Below are 24,152 nucleotides of genomic sequence, written 5' to 3'. Positions count from 1 at the left end.
TCAGAACGAGACGACGGCCTCCGCGCCGAGGCCGCGGACTGTGCCGGCCGGCCTTGCCGCCGGATCGATGCCCGTGCGGGGCACAAGCCGCACACTCGTCACGCCGCCCGGCGCAAGGTGGAACCAGCTATCGGACGGCAGGAAACCCTCGGCCTCGATTGCCACGGACTGCACGAAGCGATCCGCCGAAACATCCAGCAGCCACCCTTCCCCATCCTGCCGCAGCACCGCTGAAAGCACGGCGGAATGGATCGCCTTCGTCCGGCCCTGCGGGAAATGGAAGGCCTCGGCAAGCACTATCCCCTCCGCATCGAGCAGCCGGCCGACGGTCACGTCATGGGAAGGCGGGCCGAAGCGGAAGGCATAGGCCGTGTCGAAGAACGCGCCGAAGAGATCGGTCGCCGGCAGCGACCCGGCCGAATGGGGCGCAAGGACCAGTTCCCTGCGGCCGGAGACGACCGGCTGGCGGCCGTGGCGCAGGCAGGTGAGTTCCACCGTCACGCGCCGCTCTTGCGCGCTGTCGTTGACGGCGTGGATATCCAGCCCGTTCGTGCCCTCGTCGGACAGCATGAGCTGCACCGGGCGGAAGGCGCGGCGCAGCGCGTGCCAGGCGGATTTCGGCAGGCCCGTCGCATCGACCACACCCCAGCCGGCGCCGGGCAACAGGTCCTGGAAGGTCCAGACCAGCGCGCCGTTGCAGGTGGATTGCGACCGCCGCCACTCCGCGAAGGTCGCCTCCATCACCTCGCCGACCGCAGCGCGGGAAAGATCGAGATAGCGGGGCGGGTCCTCGCGGCGCAGGCGCGCCGGGTCCTCGCCGTAGAGGAGGGCGAGATAGTGGTCGCGCACATCCTCGAAATCCCAGGAGGCGCCACGGTCGCGCGGCACGCGGGCCTTCCAGCGCGGATCGTGTACGGCCGGCACCGGCAGGTGCGCGTCGAGGGTCTGCTGTTCCGGCACATTGGCGAAGGCGAGGCTTTCGGCGGCAAAGCGCACCTGCGCGCGGCGCGCATCCTCCAGCGGCCGGCAATAGGCCCCGACGCCGTAATAGTGCGTCACGCCGGCATTGGGCGAAAAGGGCATCGCCCCGCCGCTCGGCGAATTCTCCACATAGGACGCGTCCGGCCGGTGCGCGGCGGCGATTTCCGGTAGGACCTCGCGGGTGAGCGGGCCGGCCCGGGCTGCCTCCGGCAGGCCGAGCATCGCCGCCTGCTGGTCGATCTCGCTGCCGCCGCACAGGATCGCCAGCGATGGCGAGGCGGCGGTCGCGTCGAGGAACTGCACGGCTTCCCGGCGTACATTCTCCACGAAAGCAGGATCGGTAGCCGGATAATCGAAATTGGCGAACTGGAAATCCTGCCACACCATCAGCCCGAGCTCATCGCAAAGCGCGAAGAAATCCGGCGTCTCATAGGCCATGGTGCCGCCGATGCGCAGCATGTTCATATTGGCGTCCGCCGCCAGCCGCAGCAGCGGCTCATAACGCTCGCGGCTGCCGGGAAGCTCGACGATATCGGCGCTGGTCCAGACCGCGCCGCGGCAGAAGACCGAAACGCCATTGACGGACAGCGCAAAATCCCGGCCATCCGCGCCACGGTCGACCGCGATGCGGCGGAAGCCGGTGCGGCCGATCCTGCGGCGCTCGCCCTTCAGGATCGCGAAGACATCGTGCAGGGCGGGCTTGCCATGCGTTCGTGGCCACCATGCCTCGACATTCGGGATGGTGAGGCGCGCGCTGAACCGGCCCTTCCCTTCGGCAACGGAAGCGACGATCACGCCCGCACATTCCACGGCCGGCGCTTCGCCCTCGAAATCGAAGCGGACGTCGAGACGGCCCGCGCCATCCTCCTCCAGCCGGGCGGAGATGCGGATATCGGCAGGACATGCCGGCTCGGGCCGCGAGAGACGGATGGGCCGCCAGGGGCCGGCGGCATGAACCTCCGGGCACCAGCCCGGCATGCGGCCGAGCAGCGTGGTGCGCACAAGGCGCAGGCCCTGCGGCGTGATCATCTGCGGCCGCCAGCGGGCGCGCGGGCCGCGCTTTTCCAGATGCGGTTTCAACGCACGGAAGCAGAGAGCGAGCCGGTCGCCGCCGGTGAGCGTGATGGGCAGGTCGTGGCGGACGAACATGCTGTCGGAGGAAAGCAGCAGCGCGCCGTTCCACCAGACCTCGGCGATTGTCGCCAGCCCCTCGAAATGCAACACGGCCTCGCCCGGCCCCTCGCCGGCAAGGTCCAGCATATACCAGGCGTCGAGATGATCGAGCGGTTCGGGCGTCGTCCGGTCGAAGCGGCCGGCGCGCTCCAGCGCCCCGGCGACCGTGCCGGGCACGGGGGCGTCGACAGCATCGGAAAAGGCCGCAAGCCCTGCCGGCCCGGAAACGGCGCCGGCCGGTGTCAGGATCATCCGCCAGCCGTCCGAGAGCGCTTTTCCGGTGGAAGACACTCGCACCCCCTTCAGCCTAGGCGCGCGGCGAGCGTCGCCATCAGCCTGTCCCAGGCCTCGGCGGCCGGATCGAGCGCTGTGGCGAGCGGATCGAACTTGCGGCGCGTCACCGCGCGAGCAAGCTGGAACTGCACCGACTTCGCCGTCTCGGAAATTTTTCGCGCGGCGTCGGCGGCTTCTGTGAGGCTGCCGTCCGGCGTGAGCCAGTCGAGATGGCTGCCGGCAAGCTCGAAATTGGCCCCGAGCTGGCGCAGCGTGTTGAAGGCGTATTTGTGGAAGAAGCCGAAGGGGCGGTCCGCCACGGCCTCGACCTGCTTCGGGAAGACCCCGGCAAAAGCCGCCACCGGGTTTTCGGCCGGCCGGCGGGCGAAGTGGAAGGCGGCAAGGCGCTTGGCCTCGCGGCGCAGATGCGCCTCGTCCGGCACATGCGCCGGGAACTTGGCGAATTCCGTATAGGGCAAGAAGGGCAGGTCTTCGGGGCCGTCGTTCAGGTGGAACAGGCCGTCGAAATCCTCGCCCTCCAGCCGGAAGAAGCCGGCATTGTGGAAATAGTCGAGCCGCCTGTTCGCAAGATCGAGCCGATTGATGGCGACGGTCGTCTTGCCGTGCTCCTGGCGGTAGGCGACGCCGCGCGTATCCGGCATGTAGAAACTGTCCATCTCGAGCAGGCAGAGGCGGCCGCGCGCGATCTGGGTCGCGACGTGGTCCTCCACCCGGTCGAAGATGGCAAGCTCGGTGCAGCGGATGCCGTAGAGCGTTTCGAGGTCTTCCAGCGGCACCTTGAAGAAGGTGAACTGGTCGCCCTCGAAATCCTGCGTCAGCGAGAAGCCGAGCATCGCCTGCGGGGCGACGCCGAAGGCGTTCAGCACCTCGATCCAGAGATCGACATAGCAGTTCGTCTCCGGCCACATGCGCTCCGGGTCATGGAGCGTGTGCGGCCGGTAGCTCTCGGGATCGGCCCCGGCGAAGACGGCGGCCATGTCAGTCCTGGTATCCCAGCACCTTGCGCACATCCGCCGGCCAGGCCGCGATATCGAGGCCGTGGCGGGCGAAGAGCGCGAGCGCGATGCGCTCCAGGCCGAAGCCGACGCAGGCGGTGTGCGCGACATCGCCGTTTTCGAGGTTGAGCCCCCATTTCGCGCCGAAGGCGTCCTGATGGTAGTTGAAGCTCATGCAGGCGGTCGGCTTGGCGGCGGACGTCACGGGGATGAGCAGCTCGAACTTCAGGTTCTGGTCGCGCTGGTTGTTGGCGAGCATGCGGCCGGCGCGGCCGAAGAACGGGTCGTTCGCCACGTCCATCGTCACGTCGAGGCCGACCTTGGCCATCATTTCCAGACCCCGGTCCATCCAGGTCTGGCGGAAAGTCGTCACATGATCCTGCATGCCCATGCAGACATATTCGCGCATGCGGAAGAGCTGCTGGCGCGCCGGGTCGTTGGAGGGTTCATGGCGGAAGCAGTAGGACTGGAGGTCATAGAGACCGCCCTTGGCCGGCAGGCGGCCGCGCCTGGCGATCGTCGGATAGAGCGGATAGCAGGCCGCCGGCGTCAGCACGATCTCCGTCGCCTTCTGGTCCTTCGTCCAGTCGCCGCCGACCTCCATGCATTGCAGCAGGCTCATATGGTCCAGCTCGCCGCCGCAGAAGCTGTGCACCGTGCCGGCAAGCTGCGGGAAGCTCTTCATGTAGCCGGAGGATTCGAAATGCGCACGGTTCATGCCCGGCGGAAAACGCATGGCTTCCGCGCCGTCGTCGGCGCCATAGGCGTCGATCAGCCGCTCGAAGCGGGCGATGACGTCCTCGAAGGCGCCGCTGCGGCCATAAAGGCCCTCGACGCCGGTATCGATGAGAAGGCCCGTGTCGAAGAGCCGGTCGAGAAGGGAAGTCTGCATGTCCATGGTGTCACCCGATCAGGCTGGTGTCCTGCTTGTGAACGAGCAGGAGGTTCGAGGTGTTGCCGAGAATACGGTCGTTGGAAATCATGAGCTGGGCCGAATGCGCGTCGCGCAGGTGCCGGCCGAGGCTGTAGGGCGTGCCGTTCTTGTAGCCCATGATGCCGCAGATCAGCATGGCCTGGTTGATGATGACGAGGATCGTCTCGGAGGAGGCGATCTTCACGTTGTTCATCGCAACCGCAAAGCCCATGGAGGAGAGCCGGTCCGCATCGGCCTTGGCCACCTCGTATTCCCGCAGCCCCGCGATCGTGTTCGACTTGAGGAGCTGGAGGAGGTTCGAGGCTTCCGCAAGGCGCAGCGCGCCGGGCGGCGTGACGCCGGGGCTCTTGCGGGCCGCGGCGCGCACGAAGGCCTGCGCGCGGGAAACCGCGTTGACCGCGATGCCGTACCACACCGCGCTCCAGAGCAGGTGCGAGGTGGCGAGCATCGACTGGGCGGCGATCTCGGCGAAGGGCTTGGGGAAGATCTGCTCCTTCGGCGCCTCGCCCTTGAAGAGCCAGCCGTCCGAACAGGTGCCGCGCATGCCGAGCGTATCCCAGACATGGGTGCGGTCGAGCGTGTACTGGTCCTTCGTGAAGACCGTCATGACCTGGTCGGTCGAGGCGGCGTCGGCATGGGCGCGGGAGGTGATGAGGATCGCATCGGCCTCGGCCCCGTAGGAAATGACCGTCGCGTCCTTGGTCAGGCGGCAGGTGCCGCCCTCGACCTCGATGGCGCAGATACTGTTGCGCAGGTTGCCGCCGATGCCGCCCTCGGTCGTCGCCGAGCCGAGCAGAAGCTGCTCGTCGGCGACACGGCGCATGAAGGCGGCGTGCCAGGCGCTTTCCTGCCCGTGCGTGACGAGGCTGGACAGCTTGATATGGTGCATGGCGAAGATCATGGCCGCGGCCGAGCAGCCCTGGCCGAGCAGCGAACAGACCTCGGCGATCTCGGAAAGGGTGCAGCCCTCGCCGCCGAGGGCGGCGGGAATCTGGATCGACAGCAGCCGCTCGGCGATCATCGCATCGACCGCTTCGCGCGGGAAGCGGCCCTTGACGTCCACGTCGTCGGCATGCGCGGCAGCCACGGCGGAAACGCGCTCGGCGCGTTCCACGAGGCTGGAACCGACCGTGAGTGTCATTCGGCGGCCTCCGCATTGCCGACGAGGCTTGCGACGGCCCGGGCGATGGCGTCGATACTCTGGAAGGACTTGCGGTTGAGCAGGCTGTCGGGGAACTCGACGTCGAAGGCTTCCTCGATGCCGAGCATCACCTGCACGGAGGCAAAGGAGGACAGGCCCGCCGCATAGAGATCGGCATCGTCCGAGAGCGTGTCGACCGGCACCGGGAGACCGCCGTGCTTGCCCAGAATGTCACGAATCTTCTGCTTCATGTTCTTCTCCATCGCTTTCTTTGCAGCCGGAAAGCTGGCCTGTTCATCATTCCCGACAGGCATACGCCCCGCTGTATAAGATCACCTGAAGGGACATGGATAAGATTTCGTGAAGCCGCCGGGAAAACTGGATCGCCCTGAAACGCACCTTTCCGGCCCTTCATGAAGAAAAGCTGAGCGCGCCCGGTTTTCCCGGGGATTGCACGCGGCGGCCGCCGTTCCGTAACGATACGAACCGGGAGCGTTCAGGCTTCGTTATCCATAGGGTGAAAGCGCCGTGGAAAAGCGGCCCGGCGCGTGAAAACGCCTCTAGGGCAGGGCCGGGCAGGCTTCCGGCTTGGCGGCAAGCCCGCCGCCGGCGACAAGCGCGGCCAGTTGCGGCCGGTCGCCATCGGCGGTCGGCTGGATGTTGAGCGGTTCGTCCGCCGGCCACCAGTCGCCCGCCGCCCAGTAGGTCCAGCCGGTCCAGACCGTGTTCTCCCTGCCGACGAGCGCCGTCATGCGGGCAAGTCCGTCAAGGCAGGCCGGATCGGCGGAGCCGCCGAATTCGCCGAGGAAGCCGCGCTGGCCGTTGCGCTTCAGCCAGTCCGTGAACCGCTCCAGCGCCTTCACCGCATCGTCAGCGCGCTCGCAGGTCTTGGCCGTGCCGGAAAAGTCCGCGTCGAGATACTGGTGCACCTCGTAAACGTAGTTGTTCGCCGGGTCCACGATGCCGAGCATGACGGCGGCGTTGGAGCCGCCCTCGCGCTCCTCCTCCCAGCTATGCGCACCCGACCAGAGCGTGCCCGGCACGAGGACGAGGTTTTTCGCGCCCGCCTTGCGGATGGCGGCGATGGCGGCATTGGCGGAGGCGAGCCATTGTGCCGCCGGCACGTCATGCGGCTCGTTCATCAGGCCGAACTGCACGCCGGCATCGCCCTTGTATTCCTCGGCGAGCCGCCGCCAGAAATCGGCGAAGGCGCTGTCCGGCACGCCGCCCTCGGCCCCGAGCTGCTTCTTGTCGTAATAGGCGTAGTTGTGCGGATCGAGGATGACGGTCATGCCGGCCTGGCGCAGCGCCGCAACCGTCTCGGCAAGCCGCACGCGCTCGGCCTTGTCGAAGCCGCGGTTCAGCCGCGGCTGAAGCCGTTCCCACTTGAAGGGAAGGCGCACGGCATTGAAGCCCTTGCCGGCGAAATAGCCGATCGTCTCGACCGAGGGATAGGTATAGTCCTTGCCGTAGACGCCGCGCCCCTCGCCGAATTCGGCCCCGGCGAGGTTGACGCCCTTCAGGCAGGCCGCGCCGGCCTCAAGAGGAAACGCAATCGCCGCCACGGCCGCCGCCAGCCGGAAAAGCCCCGTCGTCCCGGATAGGAACCGCATGTCTTGCCTCCGTTCCGGTTCGCCCGCTCAATGCGCCTCGTCCCAATTGGTCGCCGCGCGCGCATCCACCTTCAGCGGAACCTTCATCGACAGCGCCGGCATGGAGGCGTTCTCCATGACGTCGACGATGACGGGAATGGCCTTGTCGACCTCGCCGTCCTCGACCTCGAAGATCAGTTCGTCATGCACCTGCAGCAGCATGCGGGCGGAAAGGCCGGCAGCGGCAAGCGCCGGCTCCATCTTCACCATGGCGCGGCGGATGATGTCGGCCGCAGACCCCTGGATCGGCGCGTTGATCGAGGCGCGCTCGTTGAAGGCGCGCACCGAGGGGTTGGAGGACTTGATCTCCGGATAGTGTGCGCGGCGGCCGAAGATGGTCTCGACATAGCCGTGCTCGCGGGCGAAGGCCTTGGTCGAATCCATATAGTCCTTGATGCCCGGGAAACGCTCGAAATACTTCTTGATGTAATCGCCCGCTTCCGAGCGCTCGATGGAGAGCTGGTTGGCGAGGCCGAAGGCCGAGATGCCGTAGATGATGCCGAAATTGATCGCCTTGGCGCGGCGGCGGATTTCGGACGGCATGCCCTCGACCGGCACGCCGAACATTTCGGAGGCCGTCATGGCGTGGATGTCGATGCCGTCGGCGAAGGCCTGCTTGAGCTGCGGGATGTCAGCCACATGGGCGAGCACGCGCAGCTCGATCTGGCTGTAGTCGGCCGAGACCAGCTTGTGGCCGGGCGTCGAGATGAAGGCCGTGCGAATCTTGCGGCCTTCGGCCGTGCGCACGGGGATGTTCTGCAGGTTCGGGTCCGAGGAGGACAGGCGGCCGGTCGTCGTCGAGGCGAGCGCATAGGATGTGTGCACGCGCTTGGTATCGGGATGCACGAAGCCGGGCAGCGCGTCGGTATAGGTGGATTTCAGCTTGGTGAGCTGGCGCCAGTCGACGATCTTGCGCGGCAGCGGAATGCCCTGCGCGGCAAGGTCTTCCAATACCTGCGCGGAGGTGGACCACTGGCCGGTCTTCGTCTTGGACGCGCCGGGAAGGCCCATCTTGCCGAAAAGAATGTCGCCGAGCTGCTTGGGCGAGCCGATGTTGAAGCGCTCGCCGGCAAGCTCATAGATCTCTTCCTCGAAACCGGCCGCGCCCTGCGCCAGTTCGCCGGAAAGGCGCGAGAGCACCTGCCGGTCGATGGTGATGCCGCGCTCTTCCATGCGGGCGAGCACGGGCACCAGCGGGCGCTCCAGCCGCTCATAGACCGTCGTCATGCGCTCGGCGGCAAGGCGCGGCTTCAGCACATGCCAGAGGCGCAGCGTCACGTCGGCATCCTCCGCCGCATAGGCGGTGGCGCGGGCGATATCGACCATGTCGAAGGTCTGTGCGCCCTTGCCGGAGCCGGCGACGTCCTTGTAGGCGATCGGCTTGTGGCCGAGCCAGCGCTCGGAGAGCGTGTCCATGCCGTGTGTCGTCACGCCCGCATCCAGCGCATAGGACATCAGCATCGTATCGTCGAAGCCCTGAACCGTGATGCCGTGGCGGCGCATGACGAGGTAGTCGTATTTGAGGTTCTGCGCGACCTTGAGGACGGACGGGTCTTCCAGCAGCGCCTTCAGCCGCTCCAGAGCGGCGCGGATCGGAATCTGCCCCTCGGCCAGCCCGCCGCCGAGAAGATCGCCGACGCCGGTCTTGTGGTTCAGCGGCACGTAGCAGGCGCGAATCGCGGTTCCCGTCGGGTCCCTGGCATTGTCGGCGATGGCGAGCGAGAAGCCGCAAAGCTCGGCCTGCATCGCGTCGAGCGAGGTCGTTTCGGTGTCGAAGGCGACGAGGCCGGTTTCGCGCGCGGCGGCGATCCAGCGGTCGAGCGCGGCGAGATCGCGCACCGTCTCATAGGTGGAGTGATCGATGGGCGCTGCGGAAAAACGCTCCGCGCGGGCCTTGGCGAGCGCCGCGGGCGTCGCCTCGCCGGGCGCTGTGGCCGGAAGCGTTGTCGTCTCGGCTGCTGCCGCCTTGCCCTCGGCAGCAGGAGCCGCTGCGGCGGCCTCACCCTTGTCGAGGTCGGGGCCGCGCGCCTCGGTGCCCCATTCGACGGGAACGTCGGCGGCGTCGATGGCGCCGGCATCGCAGTCGCAGGCTTCGGCGACACGGCGCGTCAGCGTTGTGAATTCCATTGCCTTGAGGAAGGCGATGAGCCTCGGGCCGTCCTGCGGATGCAGGATCAGCTCGTCAAGCGGCACGTCGAGGGGCGTATCCGTCTTCAGCGTGACGAGCTGGCGCGAAAGCAGCACGAGGTCCCGGTTGGCGACGATGTTTTCGCGGCGCTTGACCTGCTTGATCTCCTCGGCGCGGGCAAGCAGCGTATCGAGGTCGCCATATTCATCGAGAAGCTGGGCGGCGGTCTTCGGGCCGATGCCGGGCACGCCCGGCACGTTGTCCGTGCTGTCGCCCGTCAGCGACTGGAGATCGATCATCTTCTCCGGCGGCACGCCCCATTTCTCGATGACCTCGGGAATGGAGATCTGCTTGTCCTTCATGCCGTCATACATCGAGACGTTCTCAGTCACGAGCTGCATAAGGTCCTTGTCGGAGGAGACGATGGTGACGTCCGCGCCATCGGCTTCGGCAAGGCGCGCATAGGTGGCGATCAGGTCGTCGGCCTCGAAACCTTCCTTCTCGATGCAGGGCAGGTTGAAGGCGCGCGTGGCGTGGCGGATCAGGCCGAATTGCGGGATCAGGTCTTCCGGCGGCGCAGTGCGGTTGGCCTTGTACTGGTCGTAGAGCGCATTGCGGAAGGTCTTCGAGGAATAGTCGAAAATGACGGCGAAATGGGTCGGCGTCACACCCACGTCGGTATTGCGCGCATCCTTCAGCAGCTTCCACAGCATGTTGCAGAAACCCGAGACGGCATTGACCGGCAGCCCGTCCGACTTGCGGTTGAGCGGCGGGATGGCATGGAAGGCGCGGAAGATGAAACCCGAGCCGTCAACGAGGAAGAGATGATCACCTTTTTTCATGGGGGGAATGGATAGCGCGGGCGGCTTTCCGCGTCCATCTTTCATTGCGCTTCCAGCCCCCTTTCGAAGGATCGGAAAGCCTCACAGGAACGTTACCAATTTGTAATTTTCCGGGGGCCTCGAATCCCTTGAAAAGCCACATTCGGACCCACAAATATTCCTCATCGGCACCTGATCAAGCCGCTGTCTGGCATCCCGGCCTGTCCCCCGCCGCGCCAGACGAGGACAAAGGCCTTATCCCCCTCTCCGGGCCTTTGTCCATAATTCGGGAGAAGCCGCCGCGACAAGCCTCCTGTCGACGGCGGCTTCTTTCATTTGGGGCTTGCATAGCCTGCGATCCACCCCTTGCAACCGCCGCCGATAGCGCATTGTCTTCGGCCGCGAACCAGCTTAGCTTCCGCTCATGGACTTTGACCGGAAGGAGTCGGCTGCCTACCTCGCCAATCTCCTGGCGAAAGCGGCGTCCCGCGCACTCCAGGCGCGGGCGGACGGGTCAGGCTTTGCGCCCGGCCAGTTCCCGGTCCTGCTCGAATTGTGGAGCGGCGACGGCCTGACCCAGCGCGAGCTTCTCGACCGTCTCGATATCGAGCAGGCGACCATGGCCAACACGCTTTCGCGCATGGAGCGGGACGGTCTCGTTTCCCGCCGCCGCCACCCCAAGGACAAGCGCGCGCAGCTCGTCTTCCTCACCGCAAGGGGCAAGGCGCTGCAGGAAACGGCGCTCGCGGCGGCCTCGGCCACGGAGGATGCGCTGTTCCAGGGGTTCCGCCGCTTCGAGCGGGAACTGCTTCTCGAATATATGCGCATGGTGCTGGCCAATCTCGGGCGCGATCCGCGCGTCTGACCATCGCAAGACCGTCATACGATTTGCCCTCCCCGACACGATCGGTCTAATGTCGCCGCGCAATTCGCAAGGGATTCGACCATGACCAATATTCTGCCCGTCCTCGACCGCGCCAGCGCCGGCATTCCCGCCAGCCTCGAACGCCTGTTCGAACTCGTCCGCATCAAGTCCATCTCCACCGACCCGGCCTTCAAGCCGGAATGCCGCCGCGCGGCCGAGTGGCTGGTCGCGGAGCTGCGCTCGCTCGGCTTCGACGCCACGGTGCGCGACACGCCCGGTCATCCCATGGTCGTCGCCCATCACGACGGCGCAAAGCCCGACGCGCCGCATGTGCTGTTCTACGGCCACTACGACGTCCAGCCCGTCGATCCACTGAACCTGTGGGACAACGATCCCTTCGAGCCGGCCGTGCGCGAAGTCGAGGGCGGCCGGCGCATCATCACCGGCCGCGGCACCTCCGACGACAAGGGCCAGCTCCTGACCTTCGTGGAAGCCTGCCGCGCCTACAAGGAAACCGCCGGCGCCCTGCCCTGCCGCGTTACCATCCTCTTCGAGGGCGAGGAAGAATCCGGCTCGCCCTCGCTGAAACCCTTCCTCGAGGCCAATGCGGCGGAACTGACGGCCGATTTCGCGCTCGTCTGCGACACCAGCATGTGGGACGCCGATACGCCGGCCATCTCGGCGGGCCTGCGCGGCCTCGTCGGCGAGGAGGTCATCGTCAAGGCGGCCGACCGGGACCTGCATTCGGGCCATTTCGGCGGCGCGGCGGCAAACCCGATCCACATCCTCTCGGGCATCCTTGCCGGCCTGCACGACGAGACCGGCCGCGTGACGCTCGACGACTTCTACGAGGGCGTCGAGGAGACCCCATCGCAGATCAAGGCCGCCTGGGACAAGCTCGGCACCTCGGCGGAACAGTTCCTCGGCAAGATCGGCCTTTCGATCCCCTCGGGCGAGAAGGGCCGCTCCGTGCTGGAACTGACCTGGGCGCGCCCGACGGCGGAAGTGAACGGCATCACCGGCGGCTATACCGGCGAAGGCTTCAAGACGGTAATCGCGGCGGAAGCTTCGGCCAAGGTCTCCTTCCGCCTCGTCGGCAAGCAGGATCCGGCCAAGATCCGCGATGCCTTCCGCGCCTATGTGCGCTCGAAGGTTCCGGCCGACTGCTCGGTTTCCTTCCACGCCCATGGCGGCTCGCCGGCAATCCAGCTTCCCTACGATTCCGCGCTGCTCGAAAAGGCGAAGTCGGCCCTTTCCGACGAATGGCCGAAGCCCGCCGTCGTCATCGGCATGGGCGGCTCCATCCCCATCGTTGGGGATTTCCAGAAGATGCTGGGCATGGAATCCCTGCTCGTCGGCTTCGCGCTGTCGGACGACCGCATCCATTCGCCGAACGAGAAATACGAGCTGCGCTCCTTCGAGAAGGGCATCCGCTCCTGGGTGCGCATCCTTGCGGCGCTCGCGGCGCACTGACGCAGATGTGATGACGAAATTGGCCGGCATTAACGATAGGGAATGGAAATGCCGGCCAACTGAACAACGACAAGGGCCGCGCGCCGCAAGGCGATGACAGGCCCGGACGATGGGAAAAGGGCAAGGATGGCGTCGGGACCGATTGCAAGGGGGCTTTGCCGCCCGGGCGGCGATATGCCGGAGACCGGGGGCAAGGCGGAATGAAGCGGCTCAGGAAATTCTTCTGGCCGCTCGTCAGCACCGCCGCGATCGCCCTGTCGGTCTATATCCTCTACCGGGACCTCAGGGGCCTGTCGCTCGACGAATTCATGGCGAGCATCCACGCCATTCCAGCCTCCGGCTGGATACTCGCCTGCCTCGCCACGCTTCTCGCCTATGCCGCGCTCGCCGCCTACGACCATCTGGCGCTGGAGCACCTCGGCCACCGCATCTCGCTGTGGTTCATCACCATCACCTCCTTCACCACCTATGCGCTGTCGCACAATATCGGCGCCTCGGTGTTCTCCGGGGCGCTGGTGCGCTACCGCGCCTATACGTCGAAGGGATTGAGCGGGTCCGAGGTGGGGATGCTCGTCGCCTTCTGCTCCTTCACCTTCGCGCTCGGCACCGTCATGCTGTTCGGCCTCGTGCTGGTGTTGGAGCCGGAAATCGTCGGCCGCTTCGCCAAGTTCCTGCCGATCGAGGCGGCCTTTTCGACAGGCATCTTCCTGCTCGCCCTCGTCGCGCTCTACGTGGTGGGCAGCCTCGTCGGCTTCCGGCCGGTCGATACGCGCTGGCTGAAGCTGGAATATCCCAAGCCCTCGCTCGTCTTTCGCCAGCTTATCATCGCGCCCATCGAGCTGATCGGGGCGGCGGCGATCATCTATTTCGCGCTGCCGGCGGCGGGCAATCCCGGCTTCTTCGTCGTTCTCGGTATCTTCCTCGCCTCCTTCTCGGTCGCGCTGCTCTCCCATGCGCCGGGCGGCATCGGCGTTTTGGAACTCGTCTTCATCGCCGGCCTGCCGGACATGGATCCGGCCGCCGTCCTCGCGGCGCTCGCCGTCTTCCGGCTGTTCTATCTCATCGTTCCCTTCATCATGGCGCTGGTGGTCATTCTGGTCTACGAGCGCTCCCGCTTCCTCGCCCGCCGCAGCAATGGCGAGGATTGACGGGGCGGATATTTTTGGTTCACCTCCGGTTCATCCGGGGGCATTCATGCTATGGTGCGTGCCATCGCAATTCGACAATGGCAACTGAGGGAGATCCATATGAAGGCAATGATCAAGAGCGGCTTTTCCGCTTTCATCGGCATGGCCATGTTCGCCACGACATTCGTTCCGGCGCCGGTTGTCGCCATGCCGCTGGTCAAGGCCGATATCGCCCAGACCAGCGATGTCCTGCAGGTGCAGAACCGCAACCGCAATCGCCACCATAGCCGCAACCGCCATCATAATCGCCATGGCTGGCACAACGGCCATCGCGGCTCCCGCTATCATCGCCGCGGCTATCGCCGCCACTCGGACGGCTGGTGGTATCCCATGGCGGCCTTCGGCGCGGGCGCGATCATCGGCGGCGCTATCGCCAACAACAACAATAACAACCGGCCGCGCGACGCGGGCATCAACCCGCGCCATGTCCAGTGGTGCTATGCGCGCTTCCGCTCCTATCGATCCTGGGACAACACGTTCCAGCCCAATCAGGGGCCGCGCCGCCAGTGCCTCTCGCCCTACTTCTGAGGCGACTTTCCGGGCGGCCTTCGGGCCGCCCGATCCCCTTAAAGTGGCGGACGCCGTTCACCGCTTCTTAACCACCCCTTAAATCGCCGCATTTAGAGTCCACCGGACGCCAACGTTCCGAGGGCATATCCGACCGCTTATGGCAGGCAACCGCAAATCCCAGCGCATCGAACCGTCCTTCCAGGGATCGGCAGGCCGCGACGACGACGATGATTTCCACGTCGGCGCAGGCGACCGCGTGGCGGGCGGCGGCCGCAAGGGCGGGCGCGGCAAGCCGGCCAAGGCCGAGCGGCAGCGGCGCGCATCGTCCCGGCGGCGCGACTCTTCCGGCGGCGTCTTCGGCCTCTTCCGCCGGCTCTTCTACTGGTGCATCGTGCTCGGCATCTGGGGCGCCATCGGCGTCGGCGGGCTGGTGCTCTATTACGGCGCGCGCATGCCGAGCGCCACGAGCTGGTCGATCCCGGACCGGCCGCCGAACGTCAAGATCCTCGCCGTCAGCGGCGACATCATCGCCAACCGGGGCCTGACCGGCGGCGAGGCGCTGTCGCTGGAGAACATGTCGCCCTATATTCCGCAGGCCGTGATCGCCATCGAGGACCGGCGCTTCTATTCGCATTTCGGCGTCGACCCGCTCGGCCTTGCCCGCGCGATGCTGACCAATGTCACGACCGGCCGCATGGTTCAGGGCGGCTCGACGCTGACCCAGCAGCTTGCCAAGAACATGTTCCTCTCGCCCGAGCGCACGCTGGAGCGCAAGGTGCAGGAAGTGCTGCTCGCCTTCTGGCTGGAGCACAAATATTCCAAGGACCAGATCCTTGCGATGTATCTCAACCGCGTCTTCTTCGGCTCCAATTCCTACGGCGTGGAAGCCGCCTCGCGGCGCTACTTCAACAAGTCGGCGCGGGATGTGAATCTCGGCGAGGCCGCCCTTCTCGCCGGCCTCCTGAAAGCACCCTCGCGCCTGTCGCCCGCCCGCGACCCGGAGGCGGCGGAAGCGCGCGCCCAGGTCGTTCTCGGCGCCATGCGCGAGGAAGGCTACGTCACCGACAACGAGATCAAGAGCGCGATGTCGCAGACCCCGGCGCGGGCCAAGAGCTACTGGTCCGGCGCGCAATACTACGCCGCCGACATGGTGATGGCGCAGCTTCCCGGCATGATCGGCGACATCAAGGAAGACCTCGTCATCGACACGACGATCGACTTGGACCTCGAAAAGAAGGCCGACGAGACGCTCTCGGCAATGCTCGACAAGGACGGCGCGAAATCGAACGCCTCGCAGGCCGCCCTCGTCTCCATCGACGGCACGGGCGCGATCCGCGCGCTGGTCGGCGGGCGCGACTATGCCGAAAGCCAGTTCGACCGCGCCTCCAAGGCCAAGCGCCAGCCGGGTTCCGCCTTCAAGCCCTTCGTCTATGCGGCGGCGCTCGAAGCCGGCCGCTCGCCGCTTTCCGTGCGCAACGACGCGCCGGTGAAGATCGGCAACTGGACGCCGGAAAACTACGACCAGAAATATCGCGGCGAGGTGACGCTCGCCTCGGCGCTCGCCAATTCGCTGAACACCATCGCCGCGCAGCTCGTCATGGAGGTCGGCCCGGGCGAGGTGATCAAGCTCGCGCGCCGGCTCGGCATCGAATCGGACCTGCAATCAAACGCCTCCATCGCGCTCGGCACGTCGGAAGTGACGCTGGTGGAACTGACCTCCGCTTACGCCCCCTTCATGAACGGCGGCTACAAGGCGACGCCGCACATCATCCGGCGCATCTCGACGGCAGAGGGCAAGGTGCTCTACGAGAACACCTACGACAACCCGCCCCGCGTGCTGGAGCCGAACATCGTCTCCATGATGAACGGCATGATGATGCGCGTCATCACCGAGGGCACCGGCAAGAATGCCCGCATTCCCGGCTGGCCGGCCGCCGGCAAGAGCGGCACGACGCAATCCTTCCGCGACGCACTCTTCGTCGGCTATACCAGCAACCTGACGACGGGCGTCTGGTTCGGCAACGACGACGGCAAGTCGATGAAGAAGGTGACGGGCGGGGGACTTCCGGCGAAAGCCTGGGGCGAATTCATGACCGCCGCCCATGCGGGCCTCTCGCCCTCCCCGCTCTTCGGCACGGCGAACGGCGACCCGCTGCAGGACCCGGCCCGCGCCGCGCCGGAAGAAGGCGGCGACCAGCTCTTCGACATCATTTCCCGCACGCTCGACACCGACCAGCGGCCCGCCGGCAACGGCGAAGCGGTAGCGACCGACCAAACGGGCGCGGTCCCCCTCGACGACGGCCTGATCCCGCCGACCGATGTCGGCGGCGAGCGCCAGACCGGCACACGCCGCACGACCCTCTTCGACTTCCTCACCGGGGGGTGATGCCGAACGTCCTTTGCGCCGTCGATACATGGTGCCATCATTGGTAACGAGTGACAGCACTGGCGCACCGTCTCTATCCCCAAGCAATGGTGACGTGTTCGGGCTCGTCGGGGTGATCCATCCAGATCCTGATACGAGTCCTCTCCGCAGCTACGGTCGCAATGGCATACTGAGGCTCATTCGCATCGAACAGGATAAGCTCTCTGTTCGGCGTATTGAGGATGCCGTCGAAATCGGGTTTCCCTGCTTCGGTAATCTCGGACGCCGGGCCGAACGTCACATGCGTGTCTCCGTCGTAATAGTAGAGTGCCGGAATTAAGATGCAGTTTTTTGAGGAAAGGACGCCTCTTCGATCCATATGGGTTGGAATGGGCACATCTCGGCGGCCTGCAGCATAGAAACTTACATATTCCGGCGCGATCGACAGGCGTTGAACAGTCATGATGTCAGTATCTCCCTTTTGACAACAAGCCGCCTTGTGATTGGCTACACGACCAGCAATGCGGATAAATCCGGCTTGGCTTTCCTACCGACTTTGGCACCTGATGATCGCCGATGAAATGGCCTCTTCTGGTTCCTGGCACCTTTGTACCGCACCAATGGCACCCATAGACGCGGCCGATTCGATCAATTTCCATCTGTTCCACCCGGTTAGGCCGCCTGTAGATTTCCGGTGCAACGACCCACTCCCCTGCAGCAGTCCGTTCTCGCTCAGTTGGACGATTGTGTGCGTGACTGGAGGCAGCGGGGATGAAATAGCGCCTGGAAAGCCGGGGGGTGCCATTGAATATGCTGGATGTTTCCTGCACCCATTGCCATTGGAACGCCGCTGCTCATCCCAGCGCGGCGGATGGTGGCTCGCCGTTTCCGTACTTCTGCCCACCCTCTTCCCGCAACGCCGCGAGGAACCACGGACAGTCCCTTGAAACCCGCGCGCGATTGCGGTTGATTGCGGGGAACGCAGACGGCGTACAAAATCCTCCCGGACACGCTGATTTCGCGAGCTTTGCGGCTCGTCCATGTCTTGCAGTCGTCTGGAGTGGTCCTTATATACCCCGCAAAGCTCCGGTTCAGGCCGGGGTTTTCGACAAGACCATACCATTAGGGGCTGCCAAAAGAATGCCTGAATGGGTTCCGGCAGTTCGCTTGAAGGAGAGAATGACATGGCTAAAGTAATCGGTATCGACCTTGGAACGACCAATTCCTGCGTCGCCGTCATGGATGGCAAGGACGCGAAGGTCATTGAAAACGCCGAAGGCGCGCGCACGACGCCTTCCATGGTCGCCTTCACCGAAGACGGTGAGCGGCTGACCGGCCAGCCGGCCAAGCGCCAGGCGGTCACCAACCCGGAAAACACCCTGTTCGCCGTCAAGCGCCTCATCGGCCGCCGCTACGACGACAAGCTCGTCGAGAAGGACAAGGGTCTCGTTCCCTACAAGATCGTCAAGGGCGACAACGGCGATGCCTGGGTCGACGCCCGCGGTAAGGGCTATTCTCCCTCGCAGATCTCCGCGATGATCCTGCAGAAGATGAAGGAAACCGCCGAATCCTATCTCGGCGAGACCATCACGCAGGCCGTCATCACGGTTCCGGCCTACTTCAACGACGCGCAGCGCCAGGCGACCAAGGACGCCGGCAGGATCGCGGGTCTTGAAGTGCTCCGCATCATCAACGAGCCGACGGCTGCCGCGCTCGCCTACGGCCTCGACAAGAAGGACGGCAAGACCATCGCCGTCTACGACCTTGGCGGCGGCACGTTCGACATCTCGGTCCTGGAAATCGGCGACGGCGTCTTCGAAGTGAAGTCGACGAACGGCGACACCTTCCTCGGCGGTGAAGACTTCGACATGCGTCTCGTCGAATATCTCGCAGCCGAGTTCAAGAAGGACCAGGGCATCGACCTGAAGAACGACAAGCTCGCCTTGCAGCGCCTCAAGGAAGCTGCCGAAAAGGCCAAGATCGAGCTTTCGTCCTCGCAGCAGACCGAAATCAACCTGCCGTTCATCACGGCGGACGCTTCCGGTCCGAAGCACCTGACGATGAAGCTGACCCGCGCCAAGTTCGAAGCGCTCGTCGACGACCTCATCCAGCGCACCGTCGCCCCGTGCAAGGCAGCCCTCAAGGATGCCGGCGTCACGGCGGCCGAGATCGACGAAGTCGTTCTCGTCGGCGGCATGAGCCGCATGCCGAAGGTGCAGGAAGTCGTCAAGCAGCTCTTCGGCAAGGAGCCGCATAAGGGCGTGAACCCGGATGAAGTGGTCGCCATGGGCGCCGCCATCCAGGCCGGCGTTCTGCAGGGCGACGTCAAGGACGTTCTCCTCCTCGACGTGACCCCGCTGTCTCTCGGCATCGAAACGCTGGGCGGCGTCTTCACCCGTCTGATCGAGCGCAACACGACGATCCCGACGAAGAAGAGCCAGACCTTCTCGACCGCCGAAGACAACCAGTCGGCCGTGACCATCCGCGTTTCGCAGGGCGAGCGTGAAATGGCCGCGGACAACAAGCTGCTCGGCCAGTTCGACCTCGTCGGCATTCCTCCGGCACCGCGCGGCATGCCGCAGATCGAAGTCACTTTCGACATCGACGCCAACGGCATCGTGCAGGTTTCGGCCAAGGACAAGGGCACCGGCAAGGAGCACCAGATCCGCATCCAGGCGTCCGGCGGCCTTTCCGACGCCGACATCGAGAAGATGGTCAAGGATGCCGAAGCCAATGCCGAGGCCGACAAGAAGCGTCGTGAGGGCGTAGAGGCGAAGAACCAGGCCGAAAGCCTGATCCATTCGTCGGAAAAGTCCGTCAAGGAATACGGCGACAAGGTCACGGAAGCCGACCGCAAGGCCATCGAGGACGCGATTGCCGACCTCAAGACCGCTGTCGAAGCCTCCGAGCCGGACGCCGAGGACATCAAGGCCAAGACCAACACGCTCATGGAAGTCTCCATGAAGCTCGGCCAGGCGATCTACGAGGCCCAGCAGGCCGAAGAGAACGCCTCGGGCGATGCCGGCGACAACGTGGTCGATGCCGACTACGAGGAAGTCAAGGACGACAAGAAGTCGGCCTAAGCCTCCAGCCAAACCGGCCGCGCAAGCGCGGCCGGTGCAACGGATAGCGAAAAGGCGGAAGTCAGCGCGAAGGGAAACAAGGCACCATGATCACTCCCGTTTATCGCGGCGACGACGTCATGGCCTTCCCTTCGCCCGGCTTCCGCCTTTCGCATGCGTGCGGCCAAGGCAAGCTTCCCGATACACACAACAAGACCGTTCCCGCGAAACGGACGTGAACCCGAATGGCAAAAGCTGATTTTTACGAGACGCTGGGTGTCTCCAAGACCGCCGACGAGAAGGAGCTGAAGAGCGCCTTCCGCAAGATGGCGATGAAGTATCACCCCGACAAGAATCCGGGCGATGCCTCTTCCGAACAGAAGTTCAAGGACGTCAACGAGGCCTATGAGACGCTCAAGGACCCGCAGAAGCGCGCGGCCTATGACCGTTACGGCCACGCCGCCTTCGAGCAGGGCGGCATGGGTGGCGGCGGCTTCGGCGGCGGCGGTTTCCAGGGCGGCGGCTTCTCCGACATCTTCGAGGACATTTTCGGCGAGATGATGGGCGGCGGGCGCCAGCGGCGGTCCTCCGGCGGGCGCGAGCGCGGCGGTGACCTTCGCTACAACATGGAAATCTCGCTGGAAGAGGCTTACGCCGGCAAGACCGCGCAGATTCGCGTGCCGACGTCGATCACCTGCGACGTCTGCACCGGCACGGGCGCAAAGCCCGGCACCAGCCCGAAGACCTGCGCCACCTGTCAGGGCTCCGGCCGTGTGCGCGCCGCACAGGGCTTCTTCTCGGTCGAACGTACCTGCCCGACCTGCCACGGCCGCGGCCAGACGATCACCGATCCCTGCACCAAGTGCCACGGCAACGGCCGCGTCACGGAAGAGCGCTCGCTGTCGGTCAACATCCCGGCCGGCATCGAGGACGGCACGCGCATTCGCCTTTCCGGCGAGGGTGAAGCGGGCGTTCGCGGCGGACCGGCGGGCGACCTCTATATCTTCCTGTCGGTGAAGCCGCACGAATTCTTCCAGCGCGACGGGGCGGACCTTTATTGCGCCGTGCCGATCTCGATGACGACGGCGGCACTCGGCGGCACCTTCGACGTGGCGACGCTCGACGGCACCAAGTCGCGCGTCTCGGTGCCCGAGGGCACGCAGGCGGGAAAACAGTTCCGCCTGAAGGGCAAGGGCATGCCGGTGCTGCGCTCCAGCCAGGTCGGCGATCTCTACATCCAGATCCAGATCGAGACGCCGCAGAAGCTGACCAAGCGCCAGCGCGAGCTGCTGAAGGAATTCGAGGAGATTTCCTCGAAGGAGAACAACCCGGAATCGGCGGGCTTCTTCGCCCGGATGAAGGAATTCTTCGAAGGCTGATCGCCTGGAGGACCAAACGAAAAGCCCCGGCAATGCCGGGGCTTTCTGTTTTGGGCTACTGGATGAGGATCGCCCTGAAATCGTTGACATTCGTGCCGGTCGGGCCGGGCACGAAGAGGTCGCCAAGGGCGTCGAAGGCGGTCCAGCTATCGTTGCGCGACAGGAATTCGGCGGCGTCCTTGCCCTTGTCGGCGAGGCGCGCGACGGTGGTGCCGTCGGCGAAGGCGCCGGCATTGTCCTCCGAGCCGTCGATGCCGTCCGTATCGGCGGCAAGCGCCGAAAGGCCGGCAAGGCCATCCGTGGCGCAGGCGAAGGAGAGCAGGAATTCGCCGTTGCGGCCGCCCTTGCCCTTGCCCTTGATCGTGACGGTGGTCTCACCGCCCGAAAGGATGACGACGGGCTTTTCGAATGGCCGGTTGCGGCGCACGACTTCCGCCGCGATGGCGGCGTGGACGCGGCCGACTTCGGAGGCCTCGCCTTCGATGGCATCCGACAGGATGACGGCCTCGACGCCGGCCTTCTTCGCGGCAGCGGCAGCAGCTTCCAGCGAGACGGCGGCGGAAGCGACCAGCTTCACCTCGTTGCGGGCATAACGCGGATCGGACGGCAGCGGCGGCTCGTCCTTACCGTCGCGGATATGGCGCATGACGGCTTCCGGCAGGTCGAGGCGGTAGCGCTCGATGAGGCGCAGCGCGTCGGCGCGGGTCGTCTCGTCGGCGATGGTCGGGCCGGAGGCGACGAGGGCGGGATTGTCGCCGGGAATATCGGAAACGACCAGCGAGACCACACGGGCCGGATGGGCGAGCGCGGCGAGCCGGCCGCCCTTGATGCGCGAGACCTGCTTGCGCACGGCGTTCATGGCGCTGATCGGCGCGCCGGAGGCGAGCAGCGCCTTGTTGACGGCAATCTCGTCGGCCAGCGTCAGGTCGCCGGCGGGCGCGGGCAGAAGGGCCGAGCCGCCGCCGCAGACGAGGGCGACGACGAGGTCGTCTTCGTTAAGGCCCCGTACGGCGGCCATCAGGCGGCCGGAGGCGAGAAGGCCGCTATCGTCAGGCACCGGATGGGCCGCTTCCAGAACCTCGATGCGCTCGCAGGGGACGGCATAACCGTAGCGCGTGACGATGACGCCGGTCAGCGGCGCATCCCACAGGCGCTCGAAGGCGCGGGCCATCTGCGCGGCGCCCTTGCCGGCGCCGATCACCACCGTGCGGCCCTTCGGCTTTTCCGGCAGGTTGGCGGCCAGCACCTTTTCCGGGTCGGCAGCGGAAACCGCGACGGAAAAGAGGTTTTCGAGAAAGGCGCGCGGATCGGCGATGGTCGGCATAGGGTTCCTCCGGTTCATGCGAATGGCTCATATAAACACAGCCCCCCGCCCGCGCGCCAGAACCGCCTCCAGTCGGTAACGGCGCAGCGGGGCGAGGGGCTGTATCTCCTCCTCCAGAAGGGGTGACCGGGCGGGGCTCCCCTCCCCGCCCGGTCAGGCCGTCATGCGACGGCGTGGTTCGCCATGCGCTCCAGCGCCGTGACGAGACCTGAGTGATCGAGGCCTGCATCGCCATGGGCGGCGCACTGGTTGAAGAGTTCCTGCGTCGAGGCGGTGTTGGGCAGCGAAACGCCCAGCGCCTTGGCGCCCTGGAGAGCCAGGTTGAGGTCCTTCTGGTGCAGCGAGATGCGGAAGCCCGGATCGAAGGTGCGCTTGACCATGCGCTCGCCGTGCACTTCGAGAATGCGCGAGGAGGCAAAGCCGCCCATCAGCGCCGCGCGCACGCGGGCCGGATCGGCGCCGGCCTTGGATGCGAAGACGAGCGCTTCGGCAACGGCTTCGATGGTGAGGGCAACGATGATCTGGTTGGCGACCTTGGTCACCTGGCCGTCGCCGCAATCGCCGACGAGCGTGATGTTCTTGCCCATGAGCTGGAAGAGCGGCAGGGCGCGGTCGAAGCTTTCCTGCGAACCGCCGGCCATGATGGAGAGCGAGGCATTCTTGGCGCCGACTTCACCGCCCGAAACCGGGCCGTCGACATATTCCGCACCGGTCGCACGAACCTTCTTGGCGAATTCCTTGGTGGCGATCGGCGAGATCGAGCTCATGTCGATGACGAGCTTGCCGGCCGAAAGACCGTAGGAGACGCCGTTCTCGCCGAAGAGCACGTCTTCGACTTCCGGGGTGTCGGGCAGCATGAGGATGATCGTGTCGACCGTTTCGGCGAGCGCCTTCGGGCTTTCGACGATCTGCAGGCCGTTATCGACCAGATCCTTGTGCGGCGGAATGAAGAACTTCGAGGTGATGACCGTGTGGCCGGCATTCTGCAGGTGGCGCGCCATGGGGGTGCCCATGATGCCGAGGCCGATGAAACCGATATTTGCCATGATCTTGTCTCCCAATCTTAGAATGTATGGTTTGCTCAGCGACCGACTTCGGCCAGCCAGCCGAGGCCTTCTTCGGTGGTCGTGCGCGGCTTGTATTCGCAGCCGATCCAGCCGTCGTAGCCGAGCGCGTCCAGCGTCTTGAACACGAAGGGATAGGCGATCTCGCCCGTGCCCGGTTCGTTGCGGCCCGGATTGTCGGCAAGCTGCACGTGGACGATCTGTGCCTGGTGCTTCTTGAACGTGCCGATCAGCTCACCCTCGGTGCGCTGCTGATGGTAGAGGTCGTACTGGATATAGAGGTTGTCGGAGCCGACTTCCGCGATGATCGAGGCCGCCTGATCCGGGGTGTTCAGGTAGAAGCCCGGAATGTCGAAATGGTTGATCGGCTCGATCAGCAGCTTGATGCCGTGCTTGCCGAGTTCGGAGGCCGCCAGCTTCAGGTTGGCGACGAAGGTGGCACGCAGCACGCTGTCCGGCACGCCGGCAGGCGCGATGCCCGACAGGCAGTTGATCTGCTTGCAACCGAGCTTCGTTGCGTAATCGATGGCCTTCGCCACGCCTTCGCGGAATTCGTCCACGCGATCCGGCAGGACCGCGATGCCGCGCTCGCCGCCGGCCCAGTTGCCGGCCGGCAGGTTGTGCAGGACCTGCGTCAGGCCGTGCTTGTCGAGTTCGGCGCGGATGGCGTCCTTGTCGAAATCGTAGGGGAAGAGATACTCGACCCCTTCGAAGCCGGCCTTGGCGGCCAGGGCGAAGCGCTCCATGAAGGGCGCTTCGTTGAAGAGCATGGTGAGGTTGGCCGCAAATTTCGGCATGGTTCTC

At 65.5% G+C, this 24,152-nt stretch carries 18 protein-coding genes; 7 read left to right on the top strand and 11 right to left on the bottom strand.

Annotation, left to right across the window (positions count from 1 at the left end):
- The 7 genes from K8M09_RS18320 to polA all read right to left on the bottom strand — a co-directional run bounded on the left by K8M09_RS18320 (position 1) and on the right by polA (position 10,140).
- Positions 1–2,460, bottom strand: a complete 2,460-nt coding sequence (locus tag K8M09_RS18320; protein WP_160786831.1) for a glycoside hydrolase family 2 protein — start codon at positions 2,458–2,460, stop codon at positions 1–3.
- The gene (locus K8M09_RS18315) at positions 2,457–3,425 is read right to left on the bottom strand and encodes a DUF1839 family protein (RefSeq protein WP_160786793.1); all 969 of its coding nucleotides are present in this window, start codon (positions 3,423–3,425) and stop codon (positions 2,457–2,459) included. The genes K8M09_RS18320 and K8M09_RS18315 overlap by 4 nt, the downstream gene beginning before the upstream one ends.
- A 1-nt stretch (position 3,426) precedes the next feature.
- Positions 3,427–4,341, bottom strand: coding sequence for an amino acid--[acyl-carrier-protein] ligase (locus K8M09_RS18310; protein WP_160786794.1), 915 nt, complete (start codon positions 4,339–4,341; stop codon positions 3,427–3,429).
- Between the two features lie 4 nt (positions 4,342–4,345).
- Complete coding sequence (locus tag K8M09_RS18305) at positions 4,346–5,518, bottom strand: acyl-CoA dehydrogenase family protein (RefSeq protein WP_160786795.1); 1,173 nt, start codon at positions 5,516–5,518, stop codon at positions 4,346–4,348.
- The gene (locus K8M09_RS18300; RefSeq protein ID WP_160786796.1) at positions 5,515–5,769 is read right to left on the bottom strand and encodes an acyl carrier protein; all 255 of its coding nucleotides are present in this window, start codon (positions 5,767–5,769) and stop codon (positions 5,515–5,517) included. The genes K8M09_RS18305 and K8M09_RS18300 overlap by 4 nt, the downstream gene beginning before the upstream one ends.
- Before the next feature lie 309 nt (positions 5,770–6,078).
- Complete coding sequence (locus K8M09_RS18295; RefSeq protein WP_160786797.1) at positions 6,079–7,131, bottom strand: glycoside hydrolase family 5 protein; 1,053 nt, start codon at positions 7,129–7,131, stop codon at positions 6,079–6,081.
- 27 nt (positions 7,132–7,158) lie between these two features.
- Positions 7,159–10,140: a DNA polymerase I gene (polA, locus tag K8M09_RS18290; RefSeq protein ID WP_160786798.1), complete on the bottom strand. Its 2,982-nt coding sequence runs from the start codon at positions 10,138–10,140 to the stop codon at positions 7,159–7,161.
- A gap of 403 nt (positions 10,141–10,543) precedes the next feature.
- Between polA and K8M09_RS18285 the strand changes: the two genes are divergently transcribed.
- The 5 genes from K8M09_RS18285 to K8M09_RS18265 all read left to right on the top strand — a co-directional run bounded on the left by K8M09_RS18285 (position 10,544) and on the right by K8M09_RS18265 (position 16,540).
- Positions 10,544–10,984 (top strand): MarR family winged helix-turn-helix transcriptional regulator, encoded by a 441-nt coding sequence (locus K8M09_RS18285; protein WP_160786799.1) that lies wholly within the window; start codon positions 10,544–10,546, stop codon positions 10,982–10,984.
- Positions 10,985–11,065: 81 nt separating this feature from the next.
- Entirely contained in the window at positions 11,066–12,457 is a 1,392-nt protein-coding gene (locus K8M09_RS18280; protein WP_160786800.1) for a M20/M25/M40 family metallo-hydrolase, read from the top strand.
- A gap of 200 nt (positions 12,458–12,657) precedes the next feature.
- On the top strand, positions 12,658–13,605 hold the full coding sequence (locus K8M09_RS18275) for a lysylphosphatidylglycerol synthase transmembrane domain-containing protein (protein ID WP_160786801.1): 948 nt from the start codon (positions 12,658–12,660) through the stop codon (positions 13,603–13,605).
- Positions 13,606–13,746: 141 nt separating this feature from the next.
- Positions 13,747–14,172 carry a BA14K family protein gene (locus K8M09_RS18270; protein ID WP_380735310.1) on the top strand — a complete coding sequence of 142 codons (426 nt, stop codon included), beginning with the start codon at positions 13,747–13,749 and terminating at the stop codon, positions 14,170–14,172.
- A 139-nt stretch (positions 14,173–14,311) separates the two neighbouring features.
- Complete coding sequence (locus tag K8M09_RS18265) at positions 14,312–16,540, top strand: transglycosylase domain-containing protein (RefSeq protein WP_160786802.1); 2,229 nt, start codon at positions 14,312–14,314, stop codon at positions 16,538–16,540.
- A 73-nt stretch (positions 16,541–16,613) separates the two neighbouring features.
- On the opposite strand, the gene K8M09_RS18260 is transcribed toward K8M09_RS18265, so the two are convergent.
- Positions 16,614–16,982 (bottom strand): hypothetical protein, encoded by a 369-nt coding sequence (locus tag K8M09_RS18260; protein WP_160786803.1) that lies wholly within the window; start codon positions 16,980–16,982, stop codon positions 16,614–16,616.
- Between the two features lie 721 nt (positions 16,983–17,703).
- Between K8M09_RS18260 and dnaK the strand changes: the two genes are divergently transcribed.
- Both dnaK and dnaJ read left to right on the top strand, forming a co-directional pair.
- Complete coding sequence (gene dnaK / locus K8M09_RS18255; protein WP_160786804.1) at positions 17,704–19,602, top strand: molecular chaperone DnaK; 1,899 nt, start codon at positions 17,704–17,706, stop codon at positions 19,600–19,602.
- A gap of 224 nt (positions 19,603–19,826) precedes the next feature.
- Positions 19,827–20,960: a molecular chaperone DnaJ gene (dnaJ, locus tag K8M09_RS18250; RefSeq protein WP_160786805.1), complete on the top strand. Its 1,134-nt coding sequence runs from the start codon at positions 19,827–19,829 to the stop codon at positions 20,958–20,960.
- Between the two features lie 55 nt (positions 20,961–21,015).
- Here the strand turns inward: dnaJ and K8M09_RS18245 are convergent, their stop codons facing one another.
- From K8M09_RS18245 to hyi, 3 genes are all read right to left on the bottom strand, one after another.
- Positions 21,016–22,284 carry a glycerate kinase type-2 family protein gene (locus K8M09_RS18245; RefSeq protein ID WP_160786806.1) on the bottom strand — a complete coding sequence of 423 codons (1,269 nt, stop codon included), beginning with the start codon at positions 22,282–22,284 and terminating at the stop codon, positions 21,016–21,018.
- Positions 22,285–22,445: 161 nt separating this feature from the next.
- Entirely contained in the window at positions 22,446–23,330 is an 885-nt protein-coding gene (locus K8M09_RS18240) for a 2-hydroxy-3-oxopropionate reductase (protein WP_160786807.1), read from the bottom strand.
- A gap of 35 nt (positions 23,331–23,365) precedes the next feature.
- Positions 23,366–24,145, bottom strand: a complete 780-nt coding sequence (hyi, locus tag K8M09_RS18235; protein ID WP_160786808.1) for a hydroxypyruvate isomerase — start codon at positions 24,143–24,145, stop codon at positions 23,366–23,368.
- Positions 24,146–24,152: the final 7 nt, after the last annotated feature.

It is taken from the genome of Shinella zoogloeoides, from assembly GCF_020883495.1.
GTDB lineage: Bacteria > Pseudomonadota > Alphaproteobacteria > Rhizobiales > Rhizobiaceae > Shinella > Shinella zoogloeoides.
The sequence above is the reverse complement of the archived record's forward strand: the minus strand, read 5'-3'. Positions and strand labels throughout refer to the sequence as shown.

Bases quoted from the DNA above. Each gene is read 5' to 3' on its own strand.
- K8M09_RS18270 (WP_380735310.1), top strand. From the start codon at position 13,747: ATGGCCATGTTCGCCACGACATTCGTTCCGGCGCCGGTTGTCGCCATG.
- K8M09_RS18265 (WP_160786802.1), top strand. From the start codon at position 14,312: ATGGCAGGCAACCGCAAATCCCAGCGCATCGAACCGTCCTTCCAGGGA.
- K8M09_RS18305 (WP_160786795.1), bottom strand. From the start codon at position 5,518: ATGACACTCACGGTCGGTTCCAGCCTCGTGGAACGCGCCGAGCGCGTT.
- K8M09_RS18245 (WP_160786806.1), bottom strand. From the start codon at position 22,284: ATGCCGACCATCGCCGATCCGCGCGCCTTTCTCGAAAACCTCTTTTCC.
- dnaJ (WP_160786805.1), top strand. From the start codon at position 19,827: ATGGCAAAAGCTGATTTTTACGAGACGCTGGGTGTCTCCAAGACCGCC.
- K8M09_RS18260 (WP_160786803.1), bottom strand. From the start codon at position 16,982: ATGACTGTTCAACGCCTGTCGATCGCGCCGGAATATGTAAGTTTCTAT.
- K8M09_RS18275 (WP_160786801.1), top strand. From the start codon at position 12,658: ATGAAGCGGCTCAGGAAATTCTTCTGGCCGCTCGTCAGCACCGCCGCG.
- K8M09_RS18285 (WP_160786799.1), top strand. From the start codon at position 10,544: ATGGACTTTGACCGGAAGGAGTCGGCTGCCTACCTCGCCAATCTCCTG.
- dnaK (WP_160786804.1), top strand. From the start codon at position 17,704: ATGGCTAAAGTAATCGGTATCGACCTTGGAACGACCAATTCCTGCGTC.
- K8M09_RS18295 (WP_160786797.1), bottom strand. From the start codon at position 7,131: ATGCGGTTCCTATCCGGGACGACGGGGCTTTTCCGGCTGGCGGCGGCC.
- K8M09_RS18315 (WP_160786793.1), bottom strand. From the start codon at position 3,425: ATGGCCGCCGTCTTCGCCGGGGCCGATCCCGAGAGCTACCGGCCGCAC.
- K8M09_RS18280 (WP_160786800.1), top strand. From the start codon at position 11,066: ATGACCAATATTCTGCCCGTCCTCGACCGCGCCAGCGCCGGCATTCCC.
- K8M09_RS18300 (WP_160786796.1), bottom strand. From the start codon at position 5,769: ATGAAGCAGAAGATTCGTGACATTCTGGGCAAGCACGGCGGTCTCCCG.
- K8M09_RS18310 (WP_160786794.1), bottom strand. From the start codon at position 4,341: ATGGACATGCAGACTTCCCTTCTCGACCGGCTCTTCGACACGGGCCTT.
- hyi (WP_160786808.1), bottom strand. From the start codon at position 24,145: ATGCCGAAATTTGCGGCCAACCTCACCATGCTCTTCAACGAAGCGCCC.
- polA (WP_160786798.1), bottom strand. From the start codon at position 10,140: ATGAAAAAAGGTGATCATCTCTTCCTCGTTGACGGCTCGGGTTTCATC.
- K8M09_RS18240 (WP_160786807.1), bottom strand. From the start codon at position 23,330: ATGGCAAATATCGGTTTCATCGGCCTCGGCATCATGGGCACCCCCATG.